Source organism: Nocardioides sp. ChNu-153 (assembly GCF_030466625.1).
In the GTDB taxonomy this organism is placed as follows: domain Bacteria; phylum Actinomycetota; class Actinomycetes; order Propionibacteriales; family Nocardioidaceae; genus Nocardioides.
In genome coordinates this window covers 245,221-264,815 of the sequence record NZ_JADEVT010000003.1, presented here as the reverse complement: position 1 = coordinate 264,815, position 19,595 = coordinate 245,221, and the positions used below count along the sequence as shown (strand labels likewise).

Annotated in this window: 15 protein-coding genes; 5 read left to right on the top strand and 10 right to left on the bottom strand. The window is 75.0% G+C overall.

Annotated features, from left to right (window positions below):
* From INN71_RS07235 to INN71_RS07210, 6 genes are all read right to left on the bottom strand, one after another.
* The coding region (locus INN71_RS07235; RefSeq protein ID WP_367619027.1) for an NAD(P)-binding protein at nt 1-192 on the bottom strand (192 nt) is incomplete at its 3' end.
* Between the two features lie 94 nt (nt 193-286).
* The gene (locus INN71_RS07230) at nt 287-1,069 is read right to left on the bottom strand and encodes a hypothetical protein (protein ID WP_301800006.1); all 783 of its coding nucleotides are present in this window, start codon (nt 1,067-1,069) and stop codon (nt 287-289) included.
* Nucleotides 1,070-1,136: 67 nt separating this feature from the next.
* Entirely contained in the window at nt 1,137-1,829 is a 693-nt protein-coding gene (sigM, locus tag INN71_RS07225; protein ID WP_277501665.1) for an RNA polymerase sigma factor SigM, read from the bottom strand.
* Complete coding sequence (locus tag INN71_RS07220) at nt 1,826-3,991, bottom strand: protein kinase family protein (protein WP_301800005.1); 2,166 nt, start codon at nt 3,989-3,991, stop codon at nt 1,826-1,828. The genes sigM and INN71_RS07220 overlap by 4 nt, the downstream gene beginning before the upstream one ends.
* A gap of 73 nt (nt 3,992-4,064) precedes the next feature.
* Nucleotides 4,065-6,104, bottom strand: a complete 2,040-nt coding sequence (gene murJ, locus INN71_RS07215) for a murein biosynthesis integral membrane protein MurJ (protein WP_301800004.1) — start codon at nt 6,102-6,104, stop codon at nt 4,065-4,067.
* Nucleotides 6,101-8,542, bottom strand: coding sequence for a DUF6049 family protein (locus tag INN71_RS07210; RefSeq protein WP_301800002.1), 2,442 nt, complete (start codon nt 8,540-8,542; stop codon nt 6,101-6,103). Before INN71_RS07210 ends, murJ begins: the two co-directional genes overlap by 4 nt.
* A gap of 104 nt (nt 8,543-8,646) precedes the next feature.
* Here INN71_RS07210 and INN71_RS07205 point away from each other — a divergent pair, with 104 nt between their 5' ends.
* The 3 genes from INN71_RS07205 (at nt 8,647) to INN71_RS07195 (ending at nt 11,515) form a co-directional block, all read left to right on the top strand.
* Nucleotides 8,647-10,083, top strand: coding sequence for a CCA tRNA nucleotidyltransferase (locus INN71_RS07205; protein WP_301800027.1), 1,437 nt, complete (start codon nt 8,647-8,649; stop codon nt 10,081-10,083).
* 191 nt (nt 10,084-10,274) lie between these two features.
* Nucleotides 10,275-10,745, top strand: a complete 471-nt coding sequence (locus INN71_RS07200; RefSeq protein ID WP_277500065.1) for an SRPBCC family protein — start codon at nt 10,275-10,277, stop codon at nt 10,743-10,745.
* 104 nt (nt 10,746-10,849) lie between these two features.
* A complete protein-coding gene (locus tag INN71_RS07195; protein WP_277500066.1) occupies nt 10,850-11,515 on the top strand; it encodes an AIM24 family protein in 666 nt (221 codons plus the stop codon).
* Nucleotides 11,516-11,616: 101 nt separating this feature from the next.
* On the opposite strand, the gene INN71_RS07190 is transcribed toward INN71_RS07195, so the two are convergent.
* Both INN71_RS07190 and INN71_RS07185 read right to left on the bottom strand, forming a co-directional pair.
* Nucleotides 11,617-12,702, bottom strand: coding sequence for an inositol-3-phosphate synthase (locus INN71_RS07190; RefSeq protein ID WP_277500067.1), 1,086 nt, complete (start codon nt 12,700-12,702; stop codon nt 11,617-11,619).
* A 73-nt stretch (nt 12,703-12,775) separates the two neighbouring features.
* Nucleotides 12,776-13,357: a PadR family transcriptional regulator gene (locus INN71_RS07185; RefSeq protein ID WP_277500068.1), complete on the bottom strand. Its 582-nt coding sequence runs from the start codon at nt 13,355-13,357 to the stop codon at nt 12,776-12,778.
* Nucleotides 13,358-13,560: 203 nt separating this feature from the next.
* On the opposite strand from INN71_RS07185, the gene INN71_RS07180 reads away from it, so the two are divergent.
* Nucleotides 13,561-15,894 (top strand): transglycosylase domain-containing protein, encoded by a 2,334-nt coding sequence (locus INN71_RS07180; RefSeq protein WP_277500069.1) that lies wholly within the window; start codon nt 13,561-13,563, stop codon nt 15,892-15,894.
* 27 nt (nt 15,895-15,921) lie between these two features.
* Nucleotides 15,922-17,322 carry a glycosyltransferase 87 family protein gene (locus INN71_RS07175; protein ID WP_277500070.1) on the top strand — a complete coding sequence of 467 codons (1,401 nt, stop codon included), beginning with the start codon at nt 15,922-15,924 and terminating at the stop codon, nt 17,320-17,322.
* Here the strand turns inward: INN71_RS07175 and INN71_RS07170 are convergent.
* Together INN71_RS07170 and INN71_RS07165 are read right to left on the bottom strand one after the other, a co-directional pair.
* Nucleotides 17,312-18,379: an alanine racemase gene (locus INN71_RS07170; RefSeq protein ID WP_301800001.1), complete on the bottom strand. Its 1,068-nt coding sequence runs from the start codon at nt 18,377-18,379 to the stop codon at nt 17,312-17,314. The genes INN71_RS07175 and INN71_RS07170 overlap by 11 nt on opposite strands.
* Before the next feature lie 9 nt (nt 18,380-18,388).
* Entirely contained in the window at nt 18,389-19,516 is a 1,128-nt protein-coding gene (locus tag INN71_RS07165) for a peptidoglycan bridge formation glycyltransferase FemA/FemB family protein (RefSeq protein ID WP_301800026.1), read from the bottom strand.
* Nucleotides 19,517-19,595 lie beyond the last annotated feature (79 nt).

The following is a 19,595-nucleotide window of genomic DNA, read 5'->3' as shown; positions in this document are numbered from 1 at the left end:
CGGGAAGTTCTCCACCTCGGTGGTGTTCATCAGCGCGCCGCCGGCCGTGACCGAGCCCTCGAACACCAGGGGCGCGAGGTTCGCGCGCGCGGCGTAGACCGCGGCCGTGTAGCCCGACGGCCCGGACCCGATGACGATGACGTTGCGGGGCTCCCCGGCGGCGGGGGTGGCGGTGGCTGTCTGGTCGGTCATGGGGGTCGAGGCTCCTGAGGTCGGTACGGCGGAGGCCGGTGCCCTCGCCACAGTCGTCAACCGATCGTAGGCGAGAGGGATTCCCGGCCGGCCGTCACGGGCGGGCCAGCCGCAGCGCGTCGAGCCGCTCGCCGGTGCCGCAGGCCCGCACCACGACGTCGACGGTCCCCGCGCCGCCCCCGGGGACGGTGACGTCGACGCGGGCGGGTGTGCCGCCGTACGTCGTGAGGACACCCACCGCGTCGGGCCCGGGCTCGCCGCAGCCCGCGGACGTCGCGCGAGCGGGCGACGCGGCCGCGGCCGCCAGGAGGTCGGCCACCTGGGGTCCGAGGTCGGCGTCGAGGTCGAGCGCCGCGCCGGGGAGAGGGTCGAGGACCTGGCCCGCGTACGGCGCGAGCGTGTCCACCGCGGTGACCGCGCTGTCCTGTGCGTCGGCCTCGGGGACCTGCGCTGGACCGGCGGAGTCGGGCGTGGCTTCCTCATCGGCGGACGCGTCCTGCGGCGCCGACTCGGCGACGCCGGCCGAGTCGGACTCGTTCCCCGAGCCCCCGAGCCGCGGCACCACCGTGCCCCCCACCCCGACGACCACGACGGCCGCGGCGGCGACGAGCAGGCCCCGGGCCACGCGGCGCCGGCGGCGGGCCGCGGCGAGGTCGACGAGCTCGGGGGCGGGCTCGGCACGGGGGTCGGGCGAGCTGCCCGGGTCGGAGGCCGCAGCCCGCTCCGCGGCGAGGCCGGCGAGGACGTCGTCGAGGCGGGCGGCGACGTCGGCCGGCATCGGCGAGCGCTCGGCGGCGGCGCGCAGCAGTCCGCGCACGCGCGCCTCGGTGGCGGGATCGAGCGGCGCGTCGGCGTCGGGCTCGGTCGGGTCGGTCATGTCACCTCCTCGGCGGTCGTGGGTGGTCGTCGCGGGGACCCGGGGGCGCTGCGGGGCCCGGACGGGCTCAGGGCGCGTCCGCCGGCGGCCCGCGCGTCGTGCGCGGGGATGGGACGCCGGAGGGCGCCGGACGGTTCCGTGGCGGCGCGGGGGGCTGCTCCGCGGCCGGTACGGCGACGAGGTCGGCGAGCAGCGCCGCCAGGCGGGCCCGTCCGCGGGAGCACCGCGACTTCACGGTGCCGACGGCGCAGTCGAGCACCGCGGCGGCCTCGGCGACGCCGTACCCCTCCATGTCGACCAGCACCAGCGCGGCCCGCTGCTCCGGCGGCAGGGTGGCCAGCGCCGCGAGCACGCGCTCGCGGGTCTCGGCGTCGGTGGCGGCCCGCTCGGGGTCGGTCGCCGGCACCGGGGCGCCCACCACCGCCCCGCGGGACGCCTGCTCGTCGAGGTCGTCGGGCAGCGGGTCGGCCGCCCGCACCTTGCGGGCCCGCAGCCGGTCGAGGCAGGCGTTGACGACGACGCGGTGCAGCCACGTCGTGACCGCGGAGTCGCCACGGAAGGTCCCTGCGCGCCGGTACGCCGCCACGAGGCCGTCCTGCAGCCCGTCGGAGGCGTCCTCGGGGTTGCCGGTCGTGCGGAGCGCCACCGCCCACAGCCGGTCGCGGTGGCGGGCGAGGAGCAGGCCGAACGCGTCGGGGTCACCCGCGACGTGGGCGCGCAGGAGGGCGTGGTCGTCGGGGCCCTCCGGGCTGCCGCTCACCCGAGGACCCGCACCTCGGCGACCTCGGCCCGGAACCCGCCCTCGACGGGCGGCAGGGCGGTGAACCACAGGGTCAGGTAGCGGCCGGAGCCGTCCTCGACCGCCACCGACGCCTGCTGCGGGAGGTCGGCGCCGGTGGCGACGGGCTCGAGACCGTCGACGTCGTCCACCGCCTCCTCGCCCAGGTAGACCGACACCGCGGCGCCTGTGCCGGCGAGGTCGAGCTGCACCTCGCGGACGTCGCGGCTCTCGCCGAGGTCGACCTGCAGGCCGACGCCGGTCTTGAGGCCGTCGGGGCCGAGCTGCTGGAAGTACCGCTCGCTGGTCCACGAGGTGGCGGGGTCACCGTCGAGCGCCTCGGCGACCTGGCCCTCCCGCTCCTCGCCGTCGCCCTCGGGGTCGATCGACGTCGCGGTGAGGCCGGTCAGCGGCTCGGGCGCGGCGGACGGCGTGCTCGACGACGACCCCGACGAGGCGTCGTCGGAGCCGCTGCCCCCGTCGTCGGAGCGGCCGACGAACTGGTAGACGACCGCCACCACGAGGAGCAGCGCGACCAGGGCGCCGAGGAAGCCGGCCAGCTGCAGCCACGACCGGCCGGGCGCGGTGCGCTTGCGGGCGCCGGGGTCGCGCACCGGGTGCGGCAGCACGGCGCCGGTCGTGTGCCCGGTCGCCCAGGGCCAGAACTCCTCGGAGACGGGCGCGGGGCTCGCCTCCTGGGCGCGCCGACGGGCCTCGACCTGCTCGGGGGTCTCCGGCGCGAAGAGCGGGCGCTCGGGGTGGGGCTCGAAGTCGGGCGGGGGCGGCGGCGGCTCGGCGCGCTTCGCCAGCCACGACACGTCGCCCGACTCCCCCTCGTCGCCCTCGTGGAAGATCGGGACGCCCGCCTGCGTGGGCACGTCGAGGGACTGCGCCGCGCGCACGTGCGGCCGACCTGCGGGGCGCTCCTCGGCCGGCGGGGTGGCCGTCACCGCGGCCCGCTCGGCCGTCGAGGTGAGGGGCCCGTCGTGCTCCCCGTCGTGCTGCCTGTCGTGCTGCGCGGTCACCGTCGGCGCCGGCGCCGGCGCCGGCGCCGACGCCGGGGGTACGGCGGGGGTCGCGCTCGTCGTGCCGCTCACGGCGGAGGAGGCCAGCCCCGGCCGCGCGTCCGCGACCCGGGCGGCGGCCGCAGCGGGGGCGGGCGCGCCGAGCGGGTCCGGGAGCGGGTCGGACAGCGGGTCGGACGATGCGGGCGGAGGGGTGGGGGGCGTGGCGGGCACGGCCGCGCCCGGGCGCACTGCGGTCGCCCCGTTGCGCGCGTCGTGGGGCAGCACCGGGGGGAGCGGGGTCAGCAGCGCGGGGGAGACGGCCGGGATCGTGCCGGTCGCCTCGGTGCCGCGCTCGGCCTCGGCGGCCGCCATGCCGGCGGGGTCCCCGACGTACTCGCGCAGGTAGTCGGCGACGCCCCGCGCGGTGGTCAGGTCGTACGGCGCGCGCGGCGGGTCCGTCGCGTTCAGGACGTCGTCGCACAGCTCGTCGAGCACGCGCGGGATGCCGGCGCGCACCTGCCGCGGGCGCAGGACGGTGTGGCCGTCGAGGGGGGCGGCGGGCATCTCCGAGGGGGAGCGACCCGGCCAGCGGCCCGTGAGGCCCGCGTAGAGCAGGCTGACGATCTCGTGCACGTCGTCGCGCTCCGTGGCCGGCGGCAGCCCCTTCAGCGCCGCGTCGACCTGGGCGCCGACGACGCGCACCGAGCCGGAGAGGTCGACGAGCACGTTCTCGGGGGCCAGGCGGCCGTGGGTGACGCCGACGGCGTGGGCGGCCGCCATGGCGCCGGCGACCTCGCCGACCATCCACGCGGCGCGGCGGGGGGCCAGCGGCGCGTGCTGCAGCATCAGCAGCAGGGAGGTGCCGGTCCCCCACTCCGTGACGACGTACGTCATGCCCGCCTTGACCTCGGCGTCCAGCACGCGGAGGAACCGGCGGTCGGTCAGGCGGGCGCAGCCGCGGGCGGCCTCGAGGAGGGTCGCGGCGCGCGGGGTGCCGGCGGGGCTGACGAACACCGCGACGTGGCGGGCCAGGACGCGGTCGTGCGCCCGCCAGAAGCGCCCGTCGCCGGTCTCGGCGAGGAGGTCGATGAGCAGGTAACGGTCGGCGAGCACGTCACCGGGCCGGATCGTCGGCACCCGCAACCTCCTCACCCGTCGGTCTGGTCATCGGCTCGGGCCATCGTAGGACGCCGGCCGAGCGCGCGTGGGCTCAGCGTCGGACCCGGCGCACGACGGTGCTCACCACGTCGTTCACCTCCCGCACCCGCAGCAGGCGCGCGAGGAGGAGGACGAGGACGAGGTAGAGGAGGCCGACGACCACCAGCACCCCCGCGGCCAGCACCGGCGAGGGCCGGTCGGGCAGCAGGTCGACGACCTGCAGCCGGACCACCCAGGCGATGGCGGCCGCGACGAGGACGGCGGGCAGGAGGCGGGCGAGGAACGCCGCCGTCCGACCCGTGTGCAGCCCGCCGAGGGTCCGGGACAGCACCGCGTACGACAGCGCCGCACCCACGGCGTACGCGCAGCCGTAGGCGAGCACCAGCGCGGGCGCGGTGTCGTAGAGGTTCGCGCGGCGCACCAGCAGGACGGCGGCGCCGATGTTGACGACGGCGATGACGCACTGCACGAGGAACACCCGCCGCGTCTGCTCCAGGGCGTAGAACCCCCGGAGCATCATGTAGTGCACCGTGAACAGCACCATCACGGGCGCGAAGAGCACGAGGGACGGGACGAAGACCTCGAACGAGTCGCGGGCCGCGCCGTACCCCCAGATGAGGTTCGCCAGGTCCCGCGCGGCGACCACCACGAGCGTCACCGCGGGGACCACGAACGCGAGCGTGGTTCGCAGTGTGCTCGACAGCGTGTCGGCGACGGCGCGCAGGTCCGACTCCGCAGCCGCGGCCGACAGCCGCGGGAGGATGGCCGTCGTCAGCGACACGGTCACCACGGAGTGGGGCACCATCATGATGAGGAAGGCCTGGGAGTACACGAAGTAGCCGGTGCCGAGCTCGCCGCTGGCCGCGGCCTCCGTCGTGCCGGCGGACGCCAGGCGCACGACGACGGTGTACGCCAGCTGGTTCACGATGACGAAGCCGATCGTCCAGCCGGCCAGGCGGAAGGTGCGGCCCAGGCCGGTGCCCACGAAGTCGAAGCGCGGGCGGAAGCGCAGCCCGGTGGCCCGCAGGAAGGGCACGAGGATCACCAGCTGGGCCACGATGCCGAGCGTCGAGCCGATCCCGAGCAGCAGCTCGCGCCCGGTCGAGAACGCGGCGTTCTGACGGTCCTCGGCCACGGGCCCGAAGGTGGTCAGGTAGACGACCAGCACGGTCACGGAGATCACGTTGTTGGCGATCGGCGCCCACATCATGGGGCCGAAGCGTCCGCGCGAGTTCAGGATCTGCCCGACGAGCACGAACATGCCGTAGAAGAAGACCTGCGGCAGGCAGTAGCGCGCGAAGTCGACGGCGGACTCCCGCTGCGCCGCCAGCTGCGGCGAGTCGAAGGCGTCGTCGAGGTAGATCGACATCACCCAGGGCGCAGCCACCACCAGCAGCACGGTGACCGTGCCCAGGAACAGGGTCGCGAGGGTCACGATGCGGTTGACGTAGGCCTCGCCCCCGTCCGCGTCGTGCTTCATCGCCCGCACCAGCTGCGGCACCAGCACGGCGTTGAAGACGCCGCCGGCGAGCAGGATGTAGACCATGTTCGGCACCGTGTTGGCGATGCTGAAGACGTCGGCGTGCATCTGCGTGCCGAGCGCAGCGGCCAGCAGGATGCCCCGCACGTAGCCCGACAGGCGCGACACGATCGTGCCCGCGGCCATGACGGCGCTGGAGCCGAGCACGCCCTCGTCGACGGAGTGCTCGGCGGCGCGCTTGCCGCCGCGACCCGCACCGGGCTCGCGGTCGGCCTCCCGGTCGGCCTCGCGGTCGGCCTCGCGCTCCGCGGCGCGGGCCTCGGCTCGCGGGTCCCCGACGGCGCCGAGGTCGCCGAGCGCGAGCTCGCCGGTGGCGGCGTCGCCCGAGAGGGGGGCACCCACCGCGGCCGGGCCGGGGGCGCGGTGCTTGCCGCCGGACGGGGGCTCGGCCGGGTCCTCGACGGGCGCCGCGGGCAGGGCGTGGCCGCTGTCGGGCAGCCACAGTGCCGGGCGCTCGCGGGTCTCGTCGAGGGGGAAGCCGTCGTCCTCCCAGCCGGGGGGCGCCCCCTGGGACGACCCGTGGGGCGAGGGGGGGTCCTGCGGTGAGCTCACGCGGTGCTGCCCGTCCGTTCGTCCGCCGGCTCCGCCGCGGGGGCGGGCTCGGGTGTCTCGTCGGCGGCGAGGCGCCGCGCTGCTGCACGCCGGCGGCGCACGAACATGGAGGAGGTGCCGACCAGGAGCACGAAGGCGACGGCGATGACGATCCAGATCACGTCGCTCACCGCCGTCGAGCGCAGCGGCACGGTGGTCGAGGCGCCGAGCGGCACGCCCTCGGCGTCGGTGACCCGCACCTGCGCGTCGAAGACGCCGATGTAGTCGAGGGTCGCGGACAGCAGCACCGTTGCGCTGCCGCCGGGCGGCAGCTCGACCGGGCCGGAGTCCTCGAGGGTGACGGGGTCGCCCTCGGCGCCCCGCAGCTCGACGGCGACCGGCTGCTCGAGGCCGTTGGTGACCCGCACGCTGAAGCGCCCCGACTCCGACGCCAGCGTCACCGACGGCGGGCCCTCGACGGTGACCTCGCCCAGGAGCGACTCGATCTGCGCGACTGCGGCCTGGGTGGTCTCGCGGGTGCGGGCCACGTCGTTGCGGTGCGCGTACGACAGCAGCACCGCGGCCTCGCGCTCCACCTGGCTCCGCACGGCGTCGGTGTCCGGGAGGATCTCGTCGAGGCGGGCGCCGCGCACCAGCAGCTGCTGGCCCCGGTCGAAGACGTCGGCCGGCAGCGTCTCGGCGCCGGCGTCGGTCACGACGTCCCCGGGCTCCGCGGTCGGCAGGTCGCCGGCCGCGAGCTCGCTGAGCGGCACCGCCCGCAGCCACCCCGTGTCGAGCCCCGCGGTGGGGGAGGCCGACGCGCCCGGCTCCCACGCGGAGGGCAGCACGACGACGGGCGGGGAGTACGACGCGGCGTCGGGCCCGAGCGCCCCCACGACCGCGTCGGCCAGCAGGCGCTGGCGGACGGCGAGCCCCGACGTACGAGCCGCCGCGGTCTCGGCGGCCCCGGCGGCGGAGGTCCCCTCGTCGCCGGCGTCGCCCGTGTCGTCGGTGTCGCCGGCGTCACCGCCCGTGTCACCGTCGGTCGCCACGGCGTCGGACCCGCCGGCCGACCCGTCGGTGACGACGAGGGTGCGTCCGCCGAGGTCGAGCACGGGCTCGTCGCCGACGGCCAGCTCCTCGTCCTCGGTGGGGAGGCGGTCGTCGCCGACCAGCAGGACGGCGTCGTCCTCGAGCACGTCCAGGTCCTGCTGCGAGACGCCCTCGCCCTCGGGGGCGACGGCGGGGACGCCGCTCAGCTCGAACCGCTCCAGCGCCTCGTCGGCGAGGAGCCGCGCGCGGGCGTAGGCCTGCGGGCGGTGCTCGGCGGCGCCGGCGAGGTCGGTGTCGCCGTACGGGAGCACCAGCAGCTCCCCGGCACGCAGGAGGGCGAGCACGTCCTCGAGCCAGGCGGCGGCGTCGCGGGCGAGGTCGTCGTCCGCGGCGGGGGCGTCGTCACCACCGCCCCCGTCGCTGTCGCCCTCGGCGCCGCCGTCGGTGGTCGCGCCGTCCCCCGGCTCGCGGGCGGCGGGCGGGGCCAGGGTGCGCTCGGGGTTGCCCGCGGCGAGGCGCTGGGCGACGTCGAGCACCGCCGGGTCCACCAGCCAGGTCACCGGCCCGGAACCGGGCTGCGCGACGGCGTCCACGACGTGGCGCAGGCGACCGTCGTCGCCGAGCAGCTCGGCCCAGCGCTCGGGGTCGGCGACGGAGCCGTCGGGGGCGTGGCGCACCGCCTCGCGCAGCGGCACCACCACCGACGCCTGCACGCCCGGAGGCGTCGCGGGCTGCGCGGGCAGCAGCGGGAGGAGCACCCGGTCCTTGCCCTCCGCGTTGCCGCTGCGGCCCTCGTCGGTCGCGCCGAGCGCGTGGACGCCGAGCCAGTAGACCCCCGGCTCGCTCCCGACCGCGAGCGCCGCCCGCGGCAGGACGATGGTGAACGGCCGCGTCTGACCGGGCTCCAGGGTGGTGATGGAGTCGTCGAACGCGCCCTCGGCCGTGATCCGGTTGCCGATGGGGTCGTCGACGTCGCTCGCCGCGGCGTCGGCCACCTCGTCGGCGTCCGTCAGCGGCTCGGTCGAGGTCAACGGGTAGATGCGGACGTCGCGCCACTCGTCGTCCGAGGTGTTCGTGACGGTGCCGGTCGCGGTGACGACGCCCTCGGTCGCCGTGGTCAGCACCTCGGGGGTCACGTCGAGCAGCCGCACGTCGAGGGCCGCGCCGTCGCCGTCGGCGGCGAGCGCCGCCGTACTCGGGGCCGACCCGGACGCCTCCGGCGCGGGTACGGCGGCACCCGCCGCCGCGGGCATCGTCGGGCCGAGCAGCACGAGGGCGAGGAGCGCCACGACGCCGGTCACCGCGGCCCGCAGCACCGCGGTCGCGGGAGAGGGCGCGGGCGGCGTCGGACGCCCGGGAGCCGGGGGTCGCGGGGCGCGCGGGGGAGACGCGACCGGCTCGAGCATGGCGACGACTCTAGGACAGGCGCGGGCAACTAGAGTGGTCCGTCGTGTCCACCGAGCCCGCGAGCCCCGCCGCCACCCCGTCCGCGGGCGGTGAGCAGCTGTCGATGGTGCAGGTGCAGCAGCGCGTCGCCGCGGAGCTGGAGCGCATCGGGGCCGTGGTCGACGAGCTGGGTGAGCGCTTCGTCGCCGCCGGCCACCAGCTGCACCTCGTGGGCGGGCCCGTGCGCGACGCCATGCTCGGCCGGCTGCAGGACGACCTGGACTTCACGACCTCGGCGACGCCCGAGGAGGTCGAGCGCCTCCTCAAGGGCTGGGCCGACGCCGTGTGGGACATCGGGCGCGCCTTCGGCACGATCGGCTGCCGCAAGGGCGGCTGGACGATCGAGATCACGACGTACCGCTCCGAGGCCTACAGCCCCGACTCCCGCAAGCCCGAGGTCGCCTACGGCACCGACCTGGGCGGCGACCTCGGCCGGCGGGACTTCACCGTCAACGCGATGGCCGTCTCCATCCCCGACCGCCGCTTCGAGGACCCCTTCGGCGGCATCGTCGACCTCGCCCACCGGGTGCTGCGCACGCCGGGGCGCCCGGAGGACTCCTTCTCCGACGACCCCCTGCGGATGATGCGCGCGGCCCGCTTCGCCGCCCAGCTCGGCTTCGACGTCGCGCCCGAGGTCGTCGCGGCGATGACCGCGATGGCGGAGCGGATCGACGTCATCTCGGCCGAGCGCGTGCGCGACGAGCTCGTGAAGCTGGTGTGCGCGCCGTACCCCCGTCTCGGGCTCGCGCTGCTGGTCGACACCGGGCTGGCCGCGCGGGTGCTGCCCGAGCTGCCGGCGCTGCGCCTCGAGCGCGACGAGCACCACCGGCACAAGGACGTCTACGAGCACTCCCTCACCGTGCTCGAGCAGGCGATGGACCTCGAGCCGCGCCTCGCCGGCGAGGACGGCGCGGGCGTGCCCGACTTCGTCGTGCGGTTCGCGGCGCTCATCCACGACATCGGCAAGCCCCGCACGCGCCGGTTCGTCGACGGCGGCACCGTGACGTTCCACCACCACGACGTCGTCGGCGCCAAGCTGGCCCGCAAGCGCATGAAGGCGCTGCGGTTCTCCGGCGAGCAGATCGACGCCGTCGCGAAGCTGGTCGAGCTGCACCTGCGCTTCCACGGGTACGGCGACGGGGAGTGGACCGACTCCGCCGTCCGCCGCTACGTCCGCGACGCCGGCGACCAGCTCGAGCGGCTCCACATCCTCACCCGTGCCGACTGCACGACGCGCAACAAGCGGAAGGCGGAGCGGCTGCGCCGCACGTACGACGACCTCGAGCGCCGCATCGCCGTGCTGGCCGAGCAGGAGGAGCTCGACTCCATCCGGCCCGACCTCGACGGCAACCGGATCATGGAGGTGCTCGGCATCGGCCCCGGCCGGGAGGTCGGCGAGGCCTACCGGTTCCTCCTCGAGCTGCGGATGGACGAGGGCCCGCAGGAGGCCGCGGTGGCCGAGGCCGCGCTGCGCGCGTGGTGGGCGGGGCGCCAGGGCTGAGGCGCTCGCCGCCGGTTCCGGGACGTCATCCCGATCGTGGCGCCGGGCCTCGGGTCCGCATGACGTCCGCCGGCGGTTCCCCACCCTTGTCTTGTTGACGCGCGTTCAGTAGCGTGCGCCGGGAGCCTGACCACCCGGCGTACCCCCGCGCGCCCGCGCGCCGGCGTGCGCCGCCGACGAGCGGAGCCCCCGTGACCCAGCAGCAGTCCACCTCGACCGAGCTCGAGGCCACGACCGACATCGACGCCAGCCCCGCGCAGGTCTGGGCGCTCGTCTCCGACCTGCCGCGCATGGCGGAGTGGAGCCCGCAGGTCGTGCGCACGTTCGTGCCCGGCGGTGTCCGCCTCGGGGCCACGATGATCAACCTCAACCACCGCGGTCTGCTCGTGTGGCCCACGCGCGCCAAGGTCGTGCGCTTCGACCCCCAGCGCGAGATCGCGTTCCGGGTCGCGGAGAACCGCACCATCTGGTCCTACCGCCTGGTCCCCCACGAGGGCGGCACCCGCCTGGTGCACCGGCGCGAGACGCCCGACGGCATCTCGAAGCTGTCGATCGGCCTCACCACCCGCGTGCTCGGCGGCGTCCCGCAGTTCACCGAGGAGCTGCGCACCGGCATGGCGCGCACCCTCGCCGCCATCAAGAAGGAGGCCGAGCGCGCCTGACGCGCCGCCCGCCTCCCGTCGAGGCCCGCTCCACCCGCCCTGCCCGGCACGCGCCTGAGCCGATCGCGTGCCGGGCAGGCGCGTGATCGGGCACAGTTGCCCCCATGAGAAGCGAACTCTTCGCGCAGGACAACCTGCCCAAGCAGAGCAACGAGCGATTCCTGCTGCAGAACGCCCAGACCCTGCGGGTGGGCCTCGGCCCGGACGTCCTGGCGGCGAAGGGCTCGATGATCGCCTACCAGGGCAACATCAGCTTCGACCACGAGGGCTCGGGCAGCATCGGCAAGCTCGCGAAGAAGGTGCTGACCAGCGAGAACCTCGCGCTCATGCGTGTCTCGGGCCAGGGCGTCGTCTACTTCGCCGAGCAGGCCGGCTACGTCAACCTCATGCACCTCGAGAACGAGGGCATCTCGATCAACGCCCGCAACCTGCTCGCCTTCGACGCCACGCTGCAGTGGGACATCAACCGCACCAAGGGCGCCGGCATGATGGGCGCCGGCCTCTTCAACACCACGATCGGCGGCACCGGCACGGTCGCGATCAACGCGGTCGGCCTCGTCACCGTGCTCGACTGCTCGCAGGGACCGGTGTACGTCGACTCCGACGCCGCGGTCTGCTGGTCGGCCAACCTCGAGCCCGGCGTGAAGAACAGCATGAACGCCCGCTCGATGCTGCGCGGCGGCACGGGCGAGGCGCTGCAGTACGTCTTCCAGGGCCCGGGCTTCGTCGTGGTCCAGGCCTTCGAGTGGTCGCCGGTCCCCACCTCCTGACGCACGCGCGGACGCGACGAGCGCCCCGCGGGTCCAGGACCCACGGGGCGCTCGTCGTACGACGGGTGACCGGCCTCAGGCCGGCCGGGTGACCAGCGCGCTCACTCCTCGCCGCGGATGAAGGCCTCGACGCGACGACGGCCCTCGTCGTCCGGCAGCTGCACCGGCGGGGACTTCATGAGGTACGACGACGCGGAGATGATCGGGCCGCCGATGCCGCGGTCCTTGGCGATCTTCGCGGCGCGGATGGCGTCGATGATGATGCCGGCCGAGTTCGGCGAGTCCCACACCTCGAGCTTGTACTCCAGGTTGATGGGGGCGTCGCCGAAGGCGCGACCCTCGAGGCGCACGTACGCCCACTTGCGGTCGTCGAGCCACGCCACGTAGTCCGACGGGCCGATGTGCACGTTCTTGTCGTGCACCTTGCCCGAGAGCGAACCGGTGAGGTTCGAGGTGACGGCCTGCGTCTTGCTGACCTTCTTCGACTCCAGGCGCTCGCGCTCGAGCATGTTCTTGAAGTCCATGTTGCCGCCGACGTTGAGCTGGTAGGTGCGGTCCAGCGTGACGCCGCGGTCCTCGAACAGCTTCGCCATCACGCGGTGCGTGATGGTGGCGCCGACCTGGCTCTTGATGTCGTCGCCGACGATCGGGACGCCCGCGACCTTGAACTTCTCGGCCCACTCGGGGTCGGAGGCGATGAAGACGGGGAGGGCGTTGACGAAGGCCACGCCGGCGTCGATCGCGCACTGGGCGTAGAACTTGTCGGCCTGCTCCGAGCCCACGGGGAGGTAGGAGACGAGCACGTCGGCGCCGGTGTCCTTGAGGACCTGGACGACGTCGACCGGCTCGGCGTCCGACTCCTCGATGGTCTCGCGGTAGTACTTGCCGAGACCGTCGAACGTCGGGCCGCGCTGCACGGTGATGCCGGTGGGCGGCACGTCGCAGATCTTGATCGTGTTGTTCTCGCTGGCCTGCGTGGCCTCGGCGAGGTCGAAGCCGACCTTCTTGGCGTCGACGTCGAACGCGGCGACGAACTCCACGTCGGCGACGTGGTAGTCACCGAAGACGACGTGCATGAGCCCCGGCACGGAGCCGGAGGGGTCGGCGTCCTTGTAGTACTCGACGCCCTGGACCAGCGACGTGGCGCAGTTGCCGACGCCGACGATCGCTACTCGAACCGAACCCATGGGGCTCTCCTTACTGATCTTCCTGAATGGACAGGTCTGGTGGTGGGATCACATCGGGACGTGCACGAGCCGCTCAGGCCGTGCTCGGCTGGTCGCCCGGAGGTGCGTCGTCGGCGGGACGGCCCCGCTCGGCGTCGATCAGGTCCGACAGCCAGCGGACCTCGCGCTCGACCGACTCGACCCCGTGGCGCTGCAGCTCCACGGCGTACCGGTCGACCTCCTTCTGCGTGCGGCTGAGGTCGGACTGGACACGGTCCAGCCGCTCCTGCAGCCGCGTACGGCGCCCCTCCAGCACGCGCAGGCGGATCTCCATGTCCGTGCGGCTGAAGAAGGCGAAGCGGATGTCGAACGTGTCGTCCTCCCAGGCCGCCGGCCCGGAGTCGGACATCATCCGCTTGAACTCGAGCTTCCCGTCCTCGGTGACCTCGTAGACGATGCGCGGGCGTCGGGTGACCGGGGTCGTCGACACCGTCGTCTCGGTGATGAGGCCCGCACGCACGAGGCGCTTGAGGGCGGGGTAGAGCGATCCGTACGACAGCAGGCGTCCCCAGCCCAGCATGAGGTTGAGGCGCTTGCGCAGCTCGTAGCCGTGCATGGGTGCCTCGTGCAGCAGTCCGAGGACTGCTAGCTCGATGGTCTCCGCGCGACGTGCCACGCGATCTATCGTAGCGATATATCCGGGTAAGTGAACCCCCGGTGTGCCGGCGACGTCCGTCACGTGTCCGAGCACCCCCCTGCGGGGCCCGCCGGGGCGTGCGCCGTACCGGTTCCGGGGGCGCCGTGGCGGCGGATGCGTACCCTGGGTCAGGTTTGCCCGGTGCCCCCGCACCGGCCCCCCACCTGCAGGAGGCTCCCCAGATGGCTGGAAAGCGTCGCGCGGACGGCACCGCGGCCACCCGGGACCGCGGCGCCGGACGCGCCACCCGGTCCGGTGACCCGAAGGCGAAGCGCGCCTGGTGGAAGCGCGCGCTGCTGTGGGCGACCACGGTCGGTCTGGCGCTGGCGCTCATCGGCGTCGGCGCGTTCGTGGTGCTCTACCAGACCACGGACATCCCCGACCCGAATGAGGACTTCCAGACCCAGACGACGAAGATCTACTACACCGGCGGGGGTGCGGAGATCGGGTCGTTCGCGACGCAGAACCGCGAGTCGGTGCCCTTCGACGACATGTCGGAGTACATGCGCGACGCGGTCGTCGCGGCCGAGGACCGCTCGTTCTGGACCAACCGGGGCATCGACCCCAAGGGCATCGTGCGCGCCGCGTTCTCCAACGCCTCCGGCGGCTCGACGCAGGGCGCCTCCACCATCACCCAGCAGTACGTGAAGATCCTCTACCTCACCCAGGAGCGCACCCTGAGCCGCAAGGCGAAGGAGGCGATCCTGTCGCTGAAGATCCAGCGCCAGCTGAGCAAGGAGGAGGTGCTCGAGGGCTACCTCAACACCATCTACTTCGGCCGCGGCGCGTACGGCGTGCAGGCGGCGGCCCGGGCGTTCTTCGGGCCCGAGGCCAACGCGAACAACCTGACGCTGCAGCAGGCCGCGGTGCTGGCCTCGGTCATCAACAACCCGACGGCCTTCGACCCGGCCAACGGACCCGAGGCCGAGGAGCGCCTGCTCGGCCGCTACCGCTACGTGCTCGACGGCATGGCCGAGGAGGGCGAGGTCGACGCGGCCGAGGCCGACGCGGCCGCCGAGGCGCTGCCGGCGTTCTCCGACGGCGAGCAGTCGGACTCGTACGGCGGGGAGAAGGGCCACATGCTCCGCCTGGTGCGCGACGAGCTGGTGCAGCTCGGCTTCACCGAGGACGAGATCGACGGCGGCGGCCTGCGCGTCGAGACCACGTTCTCCGGCAGCGCGATGAAGGCGGCGCGCGAGGGCGTGGCCGAGGAGTTCCCCGAGGGCTTCTCCAACGAGGAGCTGCACGTCGGCGTGGCGATGGTCGAGCCGAGCACGGGCGCGCTGCGCGGGTTCTACGCGGGCCAGGACTACCTGCAGTCCGAGATCAACTGGGCCGCCTCGCTGGTGCAGCCCGGTTCGACGTTCAAGGCCTTCGCGGTCGCCGCGGCGCTCGAGTACGGCTTCTCGCTGCGCGACACCTTCGACGGCAACTCGCCGTACGAGACCCCGGACGGCAGCGAGGTCGAGAACCAGGGCGACACCGACTACGGCAGCGCCGTCAGCCTGCGCACCGCGACGCAGAACTCGATCAACACCGCCTTCGTCGACATGACGGAGCAGATGGAGGAGGGCCCCGGCCTCATCCTCGACGCCGCCGGGCGCCTCGGCATCCCCGGCAACGGGGGCAGCGAGTACGGCATCCCGAGCACCTCGCGCGGTCTCGACACCAACCTCGGCGTCTCGCTGGGCTCGGGCGACGTCAGCCCCATCAACATGGCCGCGGCCTACGCCACGATCGCCAACGACGGTGTCCAGCAGGACGTCCACGTCGTGCAGAAGGTGACGGACCGCTTCGGCGCCGTGAAGTACGAGTGGGAGTCCGACCCGCAGCGCGCCATCTCCTCCGACGTCGCGGCCGACACCTCCTACGCCCTGCAGCAGGTCGTGCAGGACGGCTCGGGCACCGCGGCGCTCGAGCTCGGCCGCCCGGCCGCCGCCAAGACCGGTACGGCGACCAACGACCGCGGCGAGGTGTCGTCGTCCTGGTTCGTCGGCTACACCCCGCAGCTGGCGACGGCGGTGGCCTACACCCGCGGCACGGGGCGCGAGCAGCTGCAGGACTGGCTGCCGCAGTACTTCGGCGGCGCCTTCCCGGCCCGCACGTGGACCGAGGTCATGGACCGCGCGCTCGGCGACTCCGAGGAGCTCGACTTCCCGGAGCCGGCGTTCCTCGACGGCGACGTCGACTCCGACTCGGGCGAGTCCAGCAGCGGTAGCGGGAACGGCAGCGGCAGCGGCAACGGGGGCGGCGGGTCCGGCTCCGGTGGTGGTGGCGGCGACGACGATGACGACGACGCGACCTCCGCGCCGTCGACGAGCGCCCCGGCCCCCACGCAGACGCCCACCCCGACCCCCACGCCCACCCCGACCCCGACCCCGACGCCGGAGCCGCCCGTCGAGGAGCCCCCGATCATCCCGAGCCCCAGCCCGACGCCGACCGCACCCCAGACGGGCGGAGCCGGCCAGGGCCAGGGCAGGGGCGGCGGCGCCGGCGCCGGCACCGGTCGTCCGTGACGGCCTGCCCGGGCCGGTGACGCGGCGGTGAGGCGCGTCGCCGTACCCACGCAGGAGGACCCGGCAGCCGCGGCCCTCAGCGAGGTGCTGGGCGGGCCCGCCGGTGTCCACGCGCGGGCCACGCGCTGGGTGCCGCTCGCGGTCGCGGGGGTGCTCGCGGTGCTGAGCGTCGTGCTCGGGCTCGTGGCACGCGCCGACTGCCCCGACCCGGGGTGGTCCGGCGCGGGCACCACCTGGACCGAGGCGTCCTGCTTCTCGGCGCTCCCCGGCGCGTACGTCGCGAGCGGCGCCGCGGAGGGAGCGGCGCCGTACGACGACGCGGTGGGCGACGTCGACGACGGGGCCCGCCACTCCGCGGGCGCCGGTCACGTGCTCGTGGGCGCGACGTACCTCCGCGGGGTGCTCGGCGCCCTGGTCGCCCCGACCGACCCGGCGGTGACGGACCGACGGAGCCTGGTGCCGACCGCCGACCTGCCGCGCGACGACGACGTGCGCGCCGAGGCGGGCCGGGTGCTGCTGCCCGCGGCCGTGCTCGTGGCGCTCGCCGCCCTCGTGCTCGTGGTCGCGATGGCCCGCCACCGGGCCGAGCGCCCGTGGGACGGCGTGCTCGTCGCCGCGGCGCCCCTGCTGCTCGTCACCGGGCTCGCCGACGTCGACCTCGTGGGCGTCGCCCTGGCCGTGGGCGGGCTCGTCGCCGCCGGGCGCGGGCGTGCGCTGGTGGCCGGGGCGCTCCTGGGGCTCGGCCTGACGGTGACCTGGTCGGCCGGGCTCGTGCTGCTCGCGGTCGTGGCCGCGCGGGCTCGACGCGGCGCGACCCCGGCCGCCCTGCGGACCGCCGGCGCGGCCGCGCTGGTGTGGCTGGGCGTGACGCTGAGCGCCGTGGTGGGCGGTCCCGACGCCTGGCGGGCCGGCTGGGTCGAGACCCTGGTGGGTCCCGCGACGCCGGGCTCGCTGCGCTTCGCCGTCGAGCAGACGGTCGGCCGCGAGCTGCCGGCGTACGTGCCCGTCGCCCTCGTCGTGCTCGCGCTGTGGACCGCGGCGGTGCTCCTCGTCGAGCGGCGCGCCCCGCGCCCGGCCCGCCCGGAGCAGCTGGCGCTCGTGCTCGTGGCCGTCGCCGTCGCGCTCCTCGGCGCGGGGCCGACCGCGGGCCTCGCGGTGCTGCCGCTGGCCGTGCTGGCGCTGCCGCGCCTCCTGCCGCTCCTGGCCTGGCAGGTCGTCGAGATCGTCCACGCCCTGGTGCTGTGGTGGACCGCGGCGGGCTACCTCGACTCGGGCTCGGAGCCGGCGGCGGGCCCGCTCGTGGTGCTCGGCCTGGTGCGGTTCGGGGCGCTGGTCGCGCTCGCCGGGCTCGTCGTGCGCGACGTGGTCATGCCGTCGTACGACGTGCTCGCCCCCGCCCGGCCGGCGGCCGCGAACGTCAGGAGATGACCACGTCGTCGAACGACGTGGTCGTGTAGCGCACCCGTACGTCGAGCAGGTCACCCACCGCGGGGACGGTGGCGCCGGCGGGCAGGAACAGCATCGAGGCCTGCATGTGGGGCGGCTCGGCGAAGAGGCGCTGCTTGCCGTCGATCGAGAACGGCGAGCGCACGAAGCCGACCGCGTCGAGCCCGCCCCGGGCCAGCGTCGCCGCCCGCGAGCGCAGCGACAGGTCGCCGCTGGGCGCCTCGAGCCCGATGCCGTGCGCGGTGCCGCCCGAGACGACGAGGATCGTGCCGGGCTTCGGCGCGGAGCGGCCGCGGTAGCCGAAGACCTCGCCCCGCTCCACCGGGTGCACGTCGAGCACGGTGGAGGTCACCCGCAGCGCGCTGCGGTCGCCGAGCCACAGGCCGGTGCCGGTGCGCGGGCGGAAGGTGAAGTCGGGGTACGCCGCGGCGAGCTCGCCTTGCTCGGCCTCCGAGAGGTGGCTGACCCACACGGTCGTGGTGGCGAGGTCGGCGGCGACGACGTCGGTCATGAGGCGGCGCACCTCGCCCAGGTGGGAGCCCTGCGCGAGCGGCAGGTGCAGCGCCACGCCGCGCAGCTGCTCGCGCAGCCCGCCGCGGGCGGCGAGCAGGGCCCCGGCGGCGCGCAGGTCGCGGGCGGAGAGCCCGTGGCGCAGCATCGAGGTGGTGCGCTCCAGCACGAAGCGGGCGTCGGGGTCACGGGCGAGGAGCGCCTCGAGGTCCTCGACGCGGCTGACGGTGTGGATGACGCGGCGGGTCAGCGGGCTGCCCGGCGCCAGGTCGAGGGCCGCACCGAACGGGCGCCACGGGGTGAGGACGAGCAGTGAGCCGTCGAAGCGGTTCGCGACCTCGCCGAGCTCGTCGTACGTGCCCACGGACAGCGTGTCGACGCCCAGCCACGCGGCCTTGCGGGCCAGCCGGCCGAGGCCGAAGCCGTAGCCGTTGCCCTTGGCGACGGGCACGAGGCCCGGGTGGCGCTCGGCGAAGCCCCGCAGGTGGGAGCGCCAGCGCTCGCCGTCGACGGTCAGGACCAGACTCATGGTTCCTCCTCAGCCCCGGCGCCGCATGTAGAGGTCGAACGCGCGGTAGAGCAGGCGGTTGACCGGGAGGTCCCACTCACCGGCGTACTCCACCGCCTCGCCCCCGGTGCCCACCTTGAACTGGATGAGACCCACGTGGGCGTCGTCGGTGTCGAGGGTCTCGGTGATGCCCCGCAGGTCGTAGACGTCGCAGTCCGCCGCCAGCGCCGCCCGCACCATGGCCCACTGCACGGCGTTGGAGCCGCGCACGTCGCGCTTCTCCGTCGACGACGCGCCGTACGAGTACCAGTAGTGCGCGCCCACCCGGATCGCGATCGTCGCGGCGACGAGGTCGCCCTCGTGGTGGGCGAGGAAGAACGTGAAGCGGTCGGGCGCCTCCGCGTTCAGCGCGTCGCGCATCGTGCGGAAGTAGGCGAGCGGACGGGGGGTGAAGTGGTCGCGCTCGGCGGTGTGGACGTAGAGGGCGTGGAAGGCCTCGAGCGCCGCGTCGTCGGTCGCGGTCGTGACCTCCACGCCGGCCTTGTCGGCCTTCTTGATGTTGCGCCGCCACAGCTGGTTCATGCCGGCCAGCACCTCGGCCTCGGTGCGGGCCGTGCCGTCGGCGGTGCGCAGCGGCACCTGGAAGTTGAACGCCGGCTGGCCCGCGGAGAAGCCGCCCTCGGCGGTGAGGCGCTGCCACCCCAGCTCCAGCAGCTGGGAGACCACCGTCGCGCCGCCGGGCTCGCGCTGCGTGGGCGGCAGCGCACCGAGGCGGGTCACGGACTCGTCGGCGATGCCGGCCTTGACGGTCGCGGTGTCCCAGCGGTTGACGACGACCGGCGGGCCGATGCGGATGCCGAAGGCGCCCTGGCCGCGCAGGTGGCGGGTCATGGGCGCCAGCCAGCCGGCGAGGTCGCCGTCGTCGTAGGTGACGACCGGGCCCTCGGGCAGGTAGGCGAGGTAGCGCTTCAGCCGCGGGACCTGGCGGTAGAGCACCAGGGCCGCGCCGACGAGGGCGTCGCCGTCGAACCAGCCGATCGACTCGTGGCGCCACTCCGCCTTCACCGCGCCCCACCCGGGGGTCTGCAGGAAGCTGGCGGAGCGCCGGGTGGCGAGGAACGCCCGGTGCTCGTCCGCCGTCACGGTGCGCACGGTCAGCGGTCCTCGGGGCGACTCCGGCAGGTGCTCCGGGCGGGGGTCCGGGCGGGGGGAGGGAGTCGTCGTCACGGGGGCGAGG